Origin of the sequence: Puerhibacterium puerhi (assembly GCF_009846865.1) — a bacterium.
Taxonomy (GTDB): Bacteria; Actinomycetota; Actinomycetes; order Actinomycetales; family Cellulomonadaceae; genus Puerhibacterium; species Puerhibacterium puerhi.
Genome location: NZ_WUWN01000027.1, coordinates 1 through 14212 on the forward strand (window position 1 = coordinate 1; position 14212 = coordinate 14212).

The 14212-nt window shown below is 73.9% G+C and carries 13 protein-coding genes; 9 read left to right on the plus strand and 4 right to left on the minus strand.

Features of this window, described 5'->3' with window-relative positions; translation table 11 throughout:
* Nucleotides 1–104: 104 nt before the first annotated feature.
* The 9 genes from uvrC to GSF02_RS13410 all read left to right on the plus strand — a co-directional run bounded on the left by uvrC (nucleotide 105) and on the right by GSF02_RS13410 (nucleotide 9580).
* Nucleotides 105–2252 (plus strand): excinuclease ABC subunit UvrC, encoded by a 2148-nt coding sequence (gene uvrC, locus GSF02_RS13370; RefSeq protein ID WP_159797319.1) that lies wholly within the window; start codon nucleotides 105–107, stop codon nucleotides 2250–2252.
* Nucleotides 2249–3232, plus strand: coding sequence for an RNase adapter RapZ (gene rapZ / locus GSF02_RS13375; protein ID WP_159797321.1), 984 nt, complete (start codon nucleotides 2249–2251; stop codon nucleotides 3230–3232). The genes uvrC and rapZ overlap by 4 nt, the downstream gene beginning before the upstream one ends.
* A gap of 2 nt (nucleotides 3233–3234) precedes the next feature.
* Nucleotides 3235–4218, plus strand: a complete 984-nt coding sequence (locus tag GSF02_RS13380; RefSeq protein ID WP_159797323.1) for a gluconeogenesis factor YvcK family protein — start codon at nucleotides 3235–3237, stop codon at nucleotides 4216–4218.
* 70 nt (nucleotides 4219–4288) lie between these two features.
* Entirely contained in the window at nucleotides 4289–5269 is a 981-nt protein-coding gene (whiA, locus tag GSF02_RS13385; protein WP_159797325.1) for a DNA-binding protein WhiA, read from the plus strand.
* A 247-nt stretch (nucleotides 5270–5516) separates the two neighbouring features.
* A complete protein-coding gene (gene gap / locus GSF02_RS13390) occupies nucleotides 5517–6521 on the plus strand; it encodes a type I glyceraldehyde-3-phosphate dehydrogenase (protein WP_159797327.1) in 1005 nt (334 codons plus the stop codon).
* A gap of 164 nt (nucleotides 6522–6685) precedes the next feature.
* Nucleotides 6686–7885, plus strand: coding sequence for a phosphoglycerate kinase (locus GSF02_RS13395; RefSeq protein ID WP_159797329.1), 1200 nt, complete (start codon nucleotides 6686–6688; stop codon nucleotides 7883–7885).
* 4 nt (nucleotides 7886–7889) lie between these two features.
* Complete coding sequence (gene tpiA / locus GSF02_RS13400) at nucleotides 7890–8678, plus strand: triose-phosphate isomerase (protein WP_159797331.1); 789 nt, start codon at nucleotides 7890–7892, stop codon at nucleotides 8676–8678.
* A 151-nt stretch (nucleotides 8679–8829) separates the two neighbouring features.
* Nucleotides 8830–9072 (plus strand): preprotein translocase subunit SecG, encoded by a 243-nt coding sequence (secG, locus tag GSF02_RS13405; RefSeq protein WP_159797333.1) that lies wholly within the window; start codon nucleotides 8830–8832, stop codon nucleotides 9070–9072.
* Between the two features lie 154 nt (nucleotides 9073–9226).
* A complete protein-coding gene (locus tag GSF02_RS13410; protein ID WP_159797334.1) occupies nucleotides 9227–9580 on the plus strand; it encodes an RNA polymerase-binding protein RbpA in 354 nt (117 codons plus the stop codon).
* 103 nt (nucleotides 9581–9683) lie between these two features.
* Here GSF02_RS13410 and pgl read toward each other — a convergent pair whose 3' ends face one another.
* The 4 genes from pgl to tal all read right to left on the minus strand — a co-directional run bounded on the left by pgl (nucleotide 9684) and on the right by tal (nucleotide 14162).
* Entirely contained in the window at nucleotides 9684–10478 is a 795-nt protein-coding gene (pgl, locus tag GSF02_RS13415) for a 6-phosphogluconolactonase (protein ID WP_159797336.1), read from the minus strand.
* Nucleotides 10475–11422, minus strand: coding sequence for a glucose-6-phosphate dehydrogenase assembly protein OpcA (gene opcA, locus GSF02_RS13420; RefSeq protein ID WP_159797338.1), 948 nt, complete (start codon nucleotides 11420–11422; stop codon nucleotides 10475–10477). The genes pgl and opcA overlap by 4 nt, the downstream gene beginning before the upstream one ends.
* Complete coding sequence (gene zwf / locus GSF02_RS13425) at nucleotides 11419–12960, minus strand: glucose-6-phosphate dehydrogenase (RefSeq protein ID WP_159797340.1); 1542 nt, start codon at nucleotides 12958–12960, stop codon at nucleotides 11419–11421. Before zwf ends, opcA begins: the two co-directional genes overlap by 4 nt.
* A gap of 80 nt (nucleotides 12961–13040) precedes the next feature.
* On the minus strand, nucleotides 13041–14162 hold the full coding sequence (gene tal, locus GSF02_RS13430; RefSeq protein ID WP_159797342.1) for a transaldolase: 1122 nt from the start codon (nucleotides 14160–14162) through the stop codon (nucleotides 13041–13043).
* Nucleotides 14163–14212 lie beyond the last annotated feature (50 nt).

The window sequence follows — 14212 nt, forward strand, 5'->3', positions numbered from 1 at the left end:
CGACCCCGCGCCGGGCCCGCCGGCCGGCGGGCTGCGGGCGCGCCTGCGGACCCCGGACGCCCCGGCGTCCGACGGTGTCGGCGGCGCGGCTTAGGGTGGACGGCATGGCCGACCCCGCCACCTATCGCCCTGCGCCCGGGGAGATCCCCACGTCGCCGGGCGTGTACCGCTTCCGGGACGCCCACGGCCGCGTGATCTACGTCGGCAAGGCCAAGAACCTGCGCTCCCGGCTGTCCAGCTACTTCCAGGACATCGCCAACCTGCACCACCGCACCCAGACGATGGTGACCACCGCCGCGTCCGTCGAGTGGACGGTGGTCGGCACCGAGGTCGAGGCGCTCGCGCTCGAGTACACCTGGATCAAGCAGTACGACCCGCGGTTCAACGTCAAGTACCGCGACGACAAGTCGTACCCCTACCTCGCCGTGACGATGTCCGAGGCGGTGCCGCGCGCCCAGGTGATGCGCGGCGCCAAGCGCCCCGGCACCCGCTACTTCGGGCCCTACGGCCACGCCTGGGCGATCCGCGAGACGCTCGACCTGCTGCTGCGCGTCTTCCCGATCCGCACGTGCTCGGCCGGCGTCTACAAGCGCGCCCAGGCCAGCGGCCGCCCCTGCCTGCTCGGCTACATCGACAAGTGCTCGGCGCCCTGCGTGGAGCGCATCTCCGCCGCGGACCACAAGCAGCTCGCGCAGGACTTCTGCGACTTCATGGCTGGCGACACCCAGCGGTTCGTGCGCCGGCTCGAGAAGCAGATGCAGGAGGCCGCCGCCGACATGGAGTACGAGCGCGCGGCACGGCTGCGCGACGACGTCCAGGCGCTGCAGCGCGCGCTGGAGAAGAACGCCGTGGTGCTCGGCGACGCCACGGACGCCGACGTCTTCGCGCTCGTCGGCGACGAGCTCGAGGCCGCCGTGCAGGTGTTCCACGTGCGCGGTGGGCGCATCCGGGGTCAGCGCGGCTGGGTCGTGGAGAAGGTCGAGGACGTCACGGACGCCGAGCTCGTCGAGCACCTGCTGCAGCAGGTCTACGGGTCCGCCGACGAGGCGCTCGAGGGCGGGGCCGATGACGCCGCCCGCGCGGCCGCCCGCGACGCCGTGCCGCGCGAGGTGCTGGTCCCGGTGCTGCCGCCGGACCTGGAGCAGGTCACCGCCTGGCTCACCGGGCTGCGCGGGGCCAAGGTCGAGGTCCGCGTGCCACAGCGCGGCGAGAAGCGCGAGCTGGCGGAGACGGTCCGCAAGAACGCCGAGCACGCCCTGGCCCTGCACCGCACCCGCCGCGCCGGCGACCTGACCACGCGCAGCCAGGCGCTGCGCGAGATCCAGGAGGCGCTCGGCCTCGACTCGGCGCCCCTGCGCATCGAGTGCTACGACGTGTCGCACACCCAGGGCACCTACCAGTCGGCGTCGATGGTCGTGTTCGAGGACGGCCTGGCCCGCAAGAGCGAGTACCGGTCGTTCAGCATCCGCGGCGCCGACGGCACGGGCGCGCGCGACGACACCGAGGCGATGCACGAGGTCATCACCCGGCGCTTCCGCCGCTACCTGGCCGACCGGTCCCGCGCCGGGGAGGTCGAGATCGACCTCGAGGACGAGGACACGCCGGCGCCGACGGGGCCCGGAGGCGCGCAGCGCTCCGGCGAGGTCACCGCCGACGCCGACCGGCCGTCGCGCTTCGCGTACCCGCCCAACCTCGTGGTGGTCGACGGCGGCCCGCCGCAGGTCGAGGCGGCGCGCCGGGCGCTCGACGAGCTCGGCGTGACCGACGTCGCGCTGTGCGGCCTGGCCAAGCGCCTGGAGGAGGTGTGGCTGCCGGGGGAGGACTACCCGGTCATCCTGCAGCGGTCCTCCGAGGGGCTGTACCTGCTCCAGCGTGTCCGCGACGAGGCGCACCGGTTCGCCATCACCCAGCACCGCCGCCGGCGCAGCAAGGGCATGACGGCGTCCGTGCTCGACGACGTGCCCGGCCTCGGGCCGGCGCGCACCAAGGCGCTGCTGACCCACTTCGGGTCCGTCAAGCGGCTCAAGGCGGCGAGCGTGGAGGAGATCGCCGCGGTCCGCGGCATGGGACCGGCCACCGCCCGCGCGGTGCTCACGGCCCTCGGCGCGGCCGGCTCCGCGTCCTCGGCGGACTCCGCGGGCTCGGCCGACGAGACCCCGGGCACGGCCGCGGGCGGCGACGCCCCGACCGGCCCGGACACGTCCGGCGGCGACGCCGCGGGGGCCGTGCAGGCTGGCATGCTGGGCTCATGAGCGACACGTCGGCCGACGCCGCCTCCCGTGCCGCCGAGGCGGCAGTCCGGGAGCCCGAGCCCCTGACCCTGCCCACCGGCATCCCGGCGATCGAGGCGGCCGCGCACGGTCCCGAGCACAGCGGCCCCGAGGTCCTGATCATCACGGGCATGTCGGGCGCCGGGCGCAGCCGCGCCGCCGGCGTCCTGGAGGACCTCGACTGGTTCGTCGTCGACAACCTCCCGCCGGCCATGATCGTCCCGCTCGTGGACCTCATGACCCGCAGCGGGTCGTCCGTCGAGCGGCTCGCGGTCGTCGCCGACGTCCGCGGCCGCGAGTACTTCAACGACCTGCGCGGGGCCCTCGGGCACATGCGCCAGCGCGGCGTGGACTACCGGATCCTGTTCCTCGACGCCACCGACGAGGCGCTCGTGCGGCGGTTCGAGAGCGTGCGGCGCCCCCACCCGCTGCAGGGCGACGGGCGCATCCTCGACGGCATCGCCGACGCGCGCCGGGCGCTCGCCACGATCGCCGAGCGCGCCGACACCGTCATCGACACCTCGGACCTGTCGGTGCACGACCTCGCCCGCGAGATCCGCGCCGCGGTCGCCGACGGCGGTCCCGAGACCCTGCGCGTCAACGTGGTGGCCTTCGGCTTCAAGTACGGCCTGCCGCTCGACGCCGACCATGTCGTCGACGTCCGCTTCCTGTCCAACCCGTACTGGGTGACCGAGCTGCGCCACCTCACCGGCCGGGACGCGCCGGTGCGCGACTACGTGCTCGGGCGCCCGGGCGCGCGCGAGTTCGTCGACCGCTACGTCGCCGCGCTCGAGCCCGTGCTGGCCGGCTACCTGCACGAGGAGAAGCGGTACGTGACCATCGCGGTGGGCTGCACCGGCGGCAAGCACCGCTCGGTGGCGATCGCCGAGGCGATCGCCCAGCGGCTGCGGGGGTCCGGGCAGCGGGTCACGGTGACGGCGCGCGACCTCGGGAAGGAGTGAGCTTGGCCTTCAGCTCGCCCCGACCCGCGGTGACCGCCCTGGGCGGCGGTCACGGGCTGTCGGCCAGCCTCTCCGCGCTGCGGCACGTCAGCGACCGGCTCACTGCCGTCGTCACCGTCGCCGACGACGGCGGCTCGTCCGGACGCCTGCGCTCCGAGCTCGGCGTCCTGCCGCCGGGCGACCTGCGGATGGCGCTCGCGGCGCTGTGCGACGACTCCGAGTGGGGGCGCACGTGGAGCGCCGTGCTGCAGCACCGGTTCGACTCGGCCGGCCCGCTGGACCGGCACGCCACGGGCAACCTGCTCATCGTCGCGCTGTGGGAGCTGCTCGGCGACGAGGTCGCCGGCCTCGACTGGGTCGGCCGGCTGCTGGGGGCGCGCGGGCGCGTGCTGCCCATGTCGTCGGTGCCGCTCGCGGTCGAGGCCGACGTCCGGGTGGACGACGGCGCGGGCGGGCACCTGGAGACGGTGGCCGGGCAGAGCCGCGTGGCGACGGCCCCGGGGCGCATCGAGCAGCTGCGCCTGGTCCCGTCCGACCCGCCGGCGCACGCCGAGGCGGTCGCGGCGGTGCGCGCGGCGGACTGGGTGGTGCTGGGGCCCGGGTCCTGGTACTCGTCGGTGCTCGTCCACCTGCTGGTGCCGGAGCTGGCGGCGGCGCTGCACGAGACCGCTGCCCGCCGGTGCGTCACGCTCAACCTCTCGCCCGACGGCGAGATGTCCGGCCTCACGGCCGTCGACCACCTCGAGGCGCTGCGCAAGCACGCTCCCGACCTGCGCATCGACGTCGTGCTGGCCGACCCGGCGGCGGTGGAGGACGTCGAGGCCGCGGCAGAGGCCGCCGCTGCCATGGGGGCGCGGCTGCTCATGCGCCAGGTGGCCCTCGGCGACGGCACGGCGCGCCACGACGCGCTGCGGCTCGCCGCGGCCTACCGCGACGTGTTCGACGGCGTGCTGGGCGACGTCCGCCGGCCCGGCGCCGACGCCTGAGACCGTCGTCACGCCCGCGCCGCGCGGCGCGACACGCCGGGAGGCGACACGCCGTGGCAGGATGACCGCCATGGCGCTCACGGCAGAGGTGAAGGACGAGCTGGCGCGGCTGCGGATCACGCGCACGTCGTGCCGCAAGGCGGAGGTCTCGGCGACGCTGCGGTTCTCCGGCGGGCTGCACATCATCTCCGGCCGGGTGGTGATCGAGGCGGAGCTCGACACCGAGTCCGTGGCCGCGCGGCTGCGGACGGCGATCGCCGACCTCTACGGCCACCAGAGCGACCTCATCGTCGTCCAGGCCGGCGGGCTGCGGAAGAACAACCGGTACGTCGTGCGCGTGGTGCGCGAGGGGGAGTCCCTGGCGCGGCAGACCGGCCTGCTCGACCAGCGCGGGCGGCCGGTGCGCGGGCTCGCGCCGGAGGTGGTCTCCGCGGGCGTCGCCGAGGCCGAGGCGGTGTGGCGCGGCGCGTTCCTGGCGCACGGGTCCCTCACCGAGCCGGGGCGGTCGATGGCGCTCGAGGTGACGTGCCCGGGCCCGGAGGCCGCGCTGGCGCTCGTGGGCGCCGCGCGCCGGCTGGGCGTGCAGGCCAAGTCCCGCGAGGTGCGGGGCGTCGACCGGGTGGTCATCCGCGACGGCGACGCGATCGGCCAGATGCTGCGCCGCATGGGCGCCTCGGCGTCGCTCGTCGTGTGGGAGGAGCGCCGCGCCCGCCGCGAGGTGCGCGGCACCGCCAACCGCCTGGCGAACTTCGACGACGCGAACCTGCGCCGTTCCGCGCGGGCCGCCGTCGCCGCCGGCGCCCGCGTCCAGCGCGCGTTCGAGATCCTGGCCGACGAGGTGCCCGAGCACCTGCGCGAGGCCGGCGAGCTGCGGCTCAAGCACAAGGAGGCGTCGCTGGAGGAGCTCGGCCAGCTCGCCGACCCGCCGCTGTCCAAGGACGCCGTCGCGGGCCGCATCCGCCGGCTGCTGTCGACGGCCGACAAGCGCGCCCTCGAGCTCGGGATCCCGGACACCGAGGCGGGGCTGAGCCCGGACCTGCTGGACCTGTGAGCACCCCGGCGCGCGTGGTCAGACCGCACGCTCCGGAATGCGGGCCTCGTCACACACCGGGGCTCGGAGGGGTATAGGCTCGAGGGCGTCAGGTGACGACGACGTGACCTTCTCCAGAGGTCGTGCAGGCCGTGCGCCTGAAGTTCCTCGCCGGAAGGTCAGCGCCGTCACAGACGCGCGCCACCGCGCGCTGTCAGGCAACAACGTGTGCGTCGGGAGGGCCCGGCGCGCCCCTGAGGAGGGCATTGTGACCATCCGCGTCGGGATCAACGGCTTCGGCCGCATCGGACGGAACTTCTACCGCGCTCTCGTGGAGTCGGGTGCGGACATCGAGGTCGTCGGCGTCAACGACCTGACCGACAACAAGACCCTGGCCCACCTGCTCAAGTACGACACGGTGCTGGGCCGCCTGGGTTCGTCGGTCGAGTACGACGACGAGAACATCATCGTCGACGGCAAGAAGATCCGTGCGCTGGCCGAGCGCGACCCCGCCAACCTGCCCTGGGCCGAGCTGGGCGCGGACATCGTCATCGAGTCCACCGGCTTCTTCACGGACGCCACCAAGGCCAAGGCGCACATCGACGCCGGCGCCAAGAAGGTCATCATCTCGGCGCCCGCGAAGAACGAGGACGCCACCTTCGTGATGGGCGTCAACCACGACCAGTACGACGCCGCCGCGCACCACATCGTCTCGAACGCGTCGTGCACCACGAACTGCCTCGCGCCGCTGGCCAAGGCCCTGAACGACTCGATCGGCATCGAGCGTGGCCTCATGACGACGATCCACGCCTACACCGGCGACCAGAACCTCCAGGACGGCCCGCACCGCGACCTGCGTCGCGCCCGCGCCGCCGCCCAGAACATCGTCCCGACCTCGACCGGCGCCGCCAAGGCCATCGGCCTGGTGCTCCCGGAGCTCAAGGGCAAGCTCGACGGCTTCGCCCTGCGCGTGCCGGTCATCACCGGCTCGGCCACGGACCTCACCTTCGAGGCCCCGCGCGAGGTCACGGTGGACGAGGTCAACGCCGCGGTCAAGGCCGCCGCCGAGGGTGCGCTCAAGGGCCACCTGGAGTACGTGGACGACGAGATCGTCTCGTCGGACATCGTCACCAACCCGCACCAGTCGATCTTCGACGCCAAGCTCACCAAGGTGATCGGCAACCAGGTCAAGGTCGTCTCCTGGTACGACAACGAGTGGGGCTACTCCAACTCGCTCGTCGCGCTCACGACCTACGTGGGCGAGCGTCTCTGACGCCAGCGCCCCGAGCGTGATCCGACACGTCCGCGTGCGCGCCGCCCGACCGAGTGACCCAGTCGCCGGCGGGCGCCGCGCACGCGGACGTCGTCGTGTCCGGGCCGCGCGGCCCGGGCGCCGTCCCTGACCTACCCCGAGACCCGGCTACAGGTGGAGTGCCCATGAAGACCATCGACTCCCTGGGGGACCTGCGCGGCAAGCGCGTCCTCGTCCGCTCCGACTTCAACGTGCCGCTCGACGGCACGACGATCACCGACGACGGCCGCATCCGCGCGGCGCTGCCGACGCTGACGCGCCTGCGCGACGCCGGCGCCCGCGTCGTCGTCACCGCCCACCTCGGCCGCCCCAAGGGCGAGCCGGACGCGAAGTACTCGCTGGCGCCCGTCGCTGCCCGCCTGGGCGAGCTGCTCGGCGCCGAGGTGCGGCTCGCGCAGGACGTGGTGGGCCCGTCCGCCCGCGAGACGGTCGAGGCCCTGGCCGACGGCGACGTCGCGCTCCTCGAGAACGTCCGCTTCGACGCCCGCGAGACCTCGAAGACCGACGCCGAGCGCGAGGAGCTCGCGCGCGAGCTGGCCGAGCTCGCCGACGCCTTCGTCTCGGACGGCTTCGGCGTGGTGCACCGCAAGCAGGCCTCGGTCTACGACGTCGCCAAGCTGCTGCCGTCCGCCGCCGGCGACCTGGTGCTGCGCGAGGTCGAGTCGCTGTCGAAGGCCACGACCGACCCCGCCCGCCCGTACGCGGTCGTGCTCGGCGGCTCCAAGGTCTCCGACAAGCTCGGCGTCATCGCCAACCTGCTGACCAAGGCCGACCGCCTGCTCGTCGGCGGCGGCATGGTCTTCACCTTCCTCGCCGCCAAGGGCTACGGCGTCGGCGCCTCGCTGCTCGAGGAGGACCAGGTCGAGACGGTCAAGGGCTACCTCGCCACGGCGGAGGAGAACGGCGTCGAGATCGTGCTGCCGACCGACGTCGTCGTGGCCGACCGCTTCGCCGCCGACTCGCCGCACGACGTCGTGCCCGCCGAGGGGATCCCCGAGGGCAGGATGGGCCTGGACATCGGCCCGGCGTCCGGCGCGGCCTTCGCTGCGAAGCTCGCCGACGCGAAGACCATCGCGTGGAACGGCCCCATGGGCGTGTTCGAGTTCGACGCGTTCGCCGGCGGCACCCGTGCCGTCGCGCAGGGCATCGTCGACGCGACCGCGAACGGCGCCTTCTCCATCGTCGGCGGCGGCGACTCCGCGGCCGCCGTGCGCCAGCTCGGCTTCGACGAGGCCGGCTTCAGCCATATCTCCACCGGTGGTGGCGCCTCCCTCGAGCTCCTCGAGGGCAAGACCCTGCCCGGCATCCAGGTCCTGGAGGACTGACCCCATGGCGAACCGCACCCCGCTGATGGCGGGCAACTGGAAGATGAACCTGGACCACCAGGAGGCCATCGCCACCGTCCAGAAGCTCGCGTGGACGCTCAAGGACGCCAAGCACGACTTCGCCGCCGTCGAGGCGGTCGTGCTGCCGCCGTTCACCGACCTGCGCTCGGTCCAGACGCTGGTCGACGGCGACAAGCTCGAGATCGGCTACGGCGCGCAGGACGTCTCGGCGCACGCGAGCGGCGCGTACACCGGCGAGGTCTCGGCGCAGATGCTCGCCCGCCTCGGCGTGCGCTACTGCGCCGTCGGCCACTCGGAGCGCCGCGAGTACCACGGCGAGTCCGACGAGCTGGTCAACGCCAAGATCCGCGCCCTCGACGCGCACGGCATCTCCGCGATCCTGTGCGTGGGCGAGGGGCTCGAGGTCCGCAAGGCCGGCGAGCACGTCGCCCACACCCTGCGCCAGCTCGAGGCCGGCCTGGCCGGGCTCGACAAGGAGCAGGTCGCCAAGGTCGTCGTCGCCTACGAGCCGGTCTGGGCGATCGGCACCGGCGAGGTCGCCACGCCCGACGACGCCCAGGAGGTGTGCGGCGCGATCCGCGCGCGGCTCGGCGAGCTCTACGACGCCGAGACCGCCGAGACGGTCCGCGTGCTGTACGGCGGCTCCGTGAAGTCGGGCAACGTCGCGCAGATCATGGCGCAGCCGGACATCGACGGCGCCCTGGTCGGCGGTGCGAGCCTCGACCCCGAGGAGTTCGCCAGGATCGTGCGCTTCCAGGCGCACGCCGCCTGAGGCGCCCCGCGCCACGACGTCCGCCCCTCGGCGAACCCCGCGCGGGGTTCGCCCCGAGGGGCGGACGTCACATACCCTTGACCCGGCCGGGCGACCGGCCGCGGGATCCCGGCACCGCCGGGGGAGCCGACCACGACGAGACCGAGGACCCATGGACGCGCTGCGCATCATCCTCCAGGTCCTGCTGGTGATCACCAGCGGGTTCCTGACCCTGCTGATCCTGCTGCACAAGGGCAAGGGCGGCGGCCTGTCCGACATGTTCGGCGGCGGCATCACCGCCAGCGCCGGCAGCTCCGGCGTCGCCGAGCGCAACCTCAACCGCATCACCATCAGCTTCGCCGTGGTGTGGACCCTCGTCATCGTCCTGCTGGGCCTGATCCAGAAGGTCGACTGAGACCACCGGCCCGGGCGGCTCGCCGCCCGGACCGCCCGGCGGGGCCGCAGCGCCGCCGCCGGACCCCCTCGGCGGCGCGACGGCGCGCCGCCACCGATCAGGGAACGACCGTCCGCGCGGTGAGCAGCGGGCGCGAAGGTGAGGTCGACGCAACGTGGCATCTGCCGGACAGGCGATCCGAGGCTCGCGCGTGGGCGCCGGCCCGCTGGGGGAGGCCGAGCGCGGCGACGTCGCGCCCCGCGCCCAGGTGTCGTACTGGTGCGCGAACGGGCACGAGACGCGCCCGAGCTTCGCCGTCGGCACCGACGTCGAGCTGCCGGTGAGCTGGGACTGCCCGCGCTGCGGGTACCCGGCCGGGCTGGACCCCACGGCACCGCCGGCGCCGGTGCGCACCGAGGTCTACAAGACGCACCTGGCGTACGTGAAGGAGCGCCGCTCCGACGAGGACGGCGCCGCGCTGCTCGAGGAGGCGCTCGCCACCCTGCGGCGCCGCCGCGGCGACGCCTGACCCGGCGGGCGGACGAGCCCGAGCACGACGAAGGCCCTGGACCGGATCGGTCCAGGGCCTTCTCGCGTCGGCCTTCTCGCGTGTCAGGCGGCCGGTGCGTGGGTCACGGCGCGTCGGCCGCCGCGGTGTCCAGCAGCCACAGCGTGCGCTCGGTGCCGTGCACGCCCGCCGCCGGGACCTCCTCCACCGGCTGGGACGCCAGCGCGGCGGCGGCCCGCTCGGCCTTCTCGGCGCCCGCGGCCACCACCCACACCTCGCGGGCGGAGCGGATGGCGTCGAACGTCAGCGAGACCCGCTCCGGCGGCGGCTTGGGGGAGCCGTGCACGCCCACCGTGGCGCCGTCCGCCGCGAGGGCGGCGTGCCCCGGGAAGAGCGACGCGACGTGGCCGTCGGGCCCCATGCCGAGCAGGAGCACGTCGAACGCGGGCACCTGCGGCGCGCCGCCGGCCGGGTCGGCCAGGGCGGCGAGCTCGGCGGCGTAGGCGGTGGCCGACTCCTCGGGGGAGCCGGCACGGTCCGGCCCGGCCATCGGGTGCACGTTCGCCTCGGGCAGGCCGTGCTCCGCGACGAGGGCGTCCAGGAGCGCCTCGCGCGCCTGGGTCTCGTTGCGGTCGGCGTGCCCGGTCGGGACGAACCGCTCGTCGCCCCACCACAGGTGCACGCCCGACCAGTCGACCGCCGCGACGAGCGGGCTCGCGGCCGCGGCCGCGAGCGTGCGGATGCCGACCGTGCCGCCCGTGAGGACCACGTGCACGGGGCGGCGCACCGACTGCACGTCGAGGATGCGCGTCAGCAGGCGCGCCGCGGCGGCCTGGGCGAGCACCTCGGCGTCCGGGTGGACGACGACGAGCCGCTGGCTCGCCGTCGTCGCGCCCGGCGCCACGGCGGCGCCGGTCATGCGGAGACCGTCTCGGCCTGCGCCCCGGCGTCGAGCAGGGGGAGGCCCTTGGTGAGGACCTCCTCGAAGATCTCGTCCGGGTCGAGGCGGCGCAGCTCCTCGATGAGGGCCTCGTCGAGCTTGCGGATCGGCAGCGCGATGCGCCGGTCCGGCGCGCCGGTCTGGCGGATCGTCACGATCCGGCCGTCGGGGCGGTCCAGCACGATGGTGCCGGCCTTGCGCTCGAGCGTGACCTTGGTGATCGCCTTGGCGCCCTCGTGGTGCACGATGCGCGCCGGGCAGTGCAGGCGCGCGCCGAGCCAGGCGGCCAGGAGGTCGAGCGAGGTGTGGCCCTTCTCGCCCTCCACGACGACGCCGGTGACCGGCTCGTACGGCGGCTGCTCGAGCGCCGCGGCGAGCAGGCCGCGCCACAGCGTGACGCGGGCCCAGGCCAGGTCGGTGTCGCCCTCGGCGTAGTTCTGCGCCAGGCGGCGGATCATGGCCTCCGGGTCGGCGGACATGATCGAGTCGGTCACGCGGCGCTGGGCCATGCGGCCGACCCGGTCGGCCGAGGGCACCTCGGGCGCCTCGCGCGGCCACCACACGACGATCGGGGCGTCGGGCAGCAGCAGCGGCATGACGACCGAGTCCGGCTCGTCCTGCAGCGGCCCGGAGGTGCGCAGGATGACCACCTCGGACGCGCCGGCGTCGCCGCCGACGCGGATCTGGGCGTCGAGCCGCGGCTCGTCGTCCGGGCCGCCGGCGGCGGCCAGGACGATGACGCGGCACGGGTGCTCGCGGCTGGCGTCGTTGGCCGCGTCCACGGCCATCTCCACGTCGTCGGCGTCGGCCACGACGATCAGCGTGAGCACGCGGCCCAGCGCGACCGCGCCGCCCTCGTCACGCAGCCGCACCAGGCGCTTGTCGACCGCCGTCGTGGTGGTCTCGGGCATGTCGATGATCACGGTCGCCTCCAAGCACGCCCGTCACGGGCCATCATCTCGTTCGCCGACGCCGGCCCCCAGGTGCCGGCGGGGTACGGCTCGGGCTTGCCGTGCTGCGCCCAGTACGCGGTGATCGGGTCGAGGATCTTCCAGGACAGCTCGACCTCCTCGCGCGTGGGGAACAGCGGCGGGTCGCCGAGCAGCACGTCGAGGATGAGCCGCTCGTACGCCTCGGGGGAGGACTCGGTGAAGGCGTGGCCGTAGCCGAAGTCCATGGTCACGTCGCGCACCTCCATCGCGGTGCCCGGCACCTTGGCGCCGAACCGCATGGTCACGCCCTCGTCGGGCTGCACGCGGATGACCAGCGCGTTGTTGCCGAGGTCGGAGGTGAGCGAGCTCTCGAACGGCAGGTGCGGCGCCTTCTTGAAGACGACGGCGACCTCCGTCACGCGGCGGCCGAGCCGCTTGCCCGTGCGCAGGTAGAACGGCACGCCCGCCCAGCGGCGGTTGTCGATGTCCAGGCGCACCGCGGCGTAGGTCTCGGTGGTGGAGTTCGGGTTGAAGCCCTCCTCCTCCAGGAAGCCGACGACCTTCTCGCCGCCCTGCCACGCCGCGGTGTACTGGCCGCGGGCGGTGTGCTTGCCCAGCTCGCGCGGCAGGCGCACCGAGGACAGCACCTTGATCTTCTCCGCGCGCAGGGCCTGCGCGTCGAAGTTGACCGGCTCCTCCATCGCCACCAGGGCCAGGAGCTGCAGCAGGTGGTTCTGGATGACGTCGCGGGCAGCGCCGATGCCGCCGTAGTAGCTCGCCCGGCCGCCGATGCCGATGTCCTCGGCCATGGTGATCTGGACGTGGTCGACGTAGTTGGCGTTCCAGATCGGCTCGAACATCTGGTTGGCGAACCGCAGCGCCAGCATGTTCTGGACGGTTTCCTTGCCCAGGTAGTGGTCGATGCGGAACACCGAGTCCGGGGGGAACACCTCGGACACCACGGCGTCCAGCTCGCGGGCCGACTCCAGGTCGTGCCCGAACGGCTTCTCGATGACGACGCGGCGCCAGGCGCCCTCCTGCGGCGTCGACAGCCCGTGCTCCTGCAGCTGGCGGCACACCACCGGGAACGCGCTCGGTGGCACTGACAGGTAGAAGGCGTGGTTGCCGCCCGTGCCGCGCTCCTCGTCGAGCTTCTCGACGGTCTGGCGCAGGCGGTCGAACGCGTCGTCGTCGTCGAAGGAGCCCTGCACGAACCGGATGCCCTCGGCGAGCTGGCGCCAGGTGGACTCCCGGAACGGGGTGCGGGCATGCTGCTTGACGGAGTCGTGGACGATCTCCGCGAAGTCCTGGTCCTCCCAGTCGCGCCGGGCGAAGCCCGTCAGCGCGAAACCGGGCGGCAGCAGGCCGCGGTTGGCGAGGTCGTACACCGCAGGCATGAGCTTCTTGCGCGACAGGTCGCCCGTCACGCCGAAGATGACCAGGCCGCTGGGCCCCGCGATGCGGGGCAGGCGCAGGTCGAGGGGGTCACGCAGCGGGTTCTGATCCGCCGTGATCTTTGCCGGTCTCAAGGTCCCCGTCTCTCCTCGTGGATGTCATGAAGGGGTGGAAGGCGTGCGGGCCCCGCCGGGGAGCGGGGCCCGCACCGGGGTCAGGCGCCGGCGGCGTCGAGGCCCGTCTTGGTCGTGGTGAGCAGCTCGTCCCAGCTGACCTCGAACTTCTGCACGCCCTCCTCCTCGAGGGTGCGGGTGACGTCGGCGATCGAGACGCCGAGCTTCTCGACGGCGGCGATCGTGGCGGCGGCCTCCTCGGCCGTGCCGGTGACCGTGTCGCCGAGGACGATGCCGTGGTCGGCGAACGCGTCGAGCGTGGCCTGCGGCATGGTGTTGACCACGCCGGCCACGACGAGCTCGTCGACGTACATCGTGTCGCGGTACTCCGGGTTCTTCACGCCCGTGGAGGCCCACAGCGGGCGCTGCGGCTGGGCGCCGGCGGCGGCCAGCGCCTGCCAGCGCTCGGAGCCGAAGACCTCCTGGTAGGCGGCGTACGCCAGGCGGGCGTTGGCGATGGCGGCCTTGCCGCGCAGCTCCAGCGCCTCGTCGGTGCCGATGGCCGTGAGCGCGGCGTCGACCGACGCGTCCACGCGGGAGACGAAGAACGACGCCACGGAGCCGATCGGGGCCAGGTCGTGGCCGTTCGCCTTCGCCTGCTCCAGGCCGGCGAGGAACGCGTCCATCACGGCGCGGTAGCGATCGATGGAGAAGATCAGCGTGACGTTGACGCTGATGCCCTCGGCGAGCACCGCGGTGATGGCCGGCAGGCCCTCGACCGTGGCGGGGATCTTGATCATGACGTTCGGGCGGTCGACGGTGGCCCACAGGCGCTTGGCGGTGGCGACCGTGGCGTCGGTGTCGCGCGCCAGGCGCGGGTCGACCTCGATCGAGACGCGGCCGTCGACGCCGTTCGTGGCGTCGTAGACGGGCCGCAGCACGTCGGCGGCGTCGCGCACGTCGTCGGTGGTGATCTTCTCGACGGCGGCCTCGACGTCGGTGCCGGCCAGCTGGCCGAGCACGCCGGCGTAGGCGTCGCCCTTGGCGAGGGCCGAGGCGAAGATCGTCGGGTTGGTGGTGACACCGACCACGTCCTTCTCGGCGACGAGCTGGGCGAGGTTGCCGGTGCTCAGACGCTCGCGGGACAGGTCGTCCAGCCAGATCGAGACGCCGGCCTCGGAGAGGCGGCGCGTCGGGCGGGTGGTGTCAGTGGTGTCGGTCATAGGGACCTGACCTCCTTCGTGGCGGGCTTGAGGGGGGAGTGCGGGGGTGC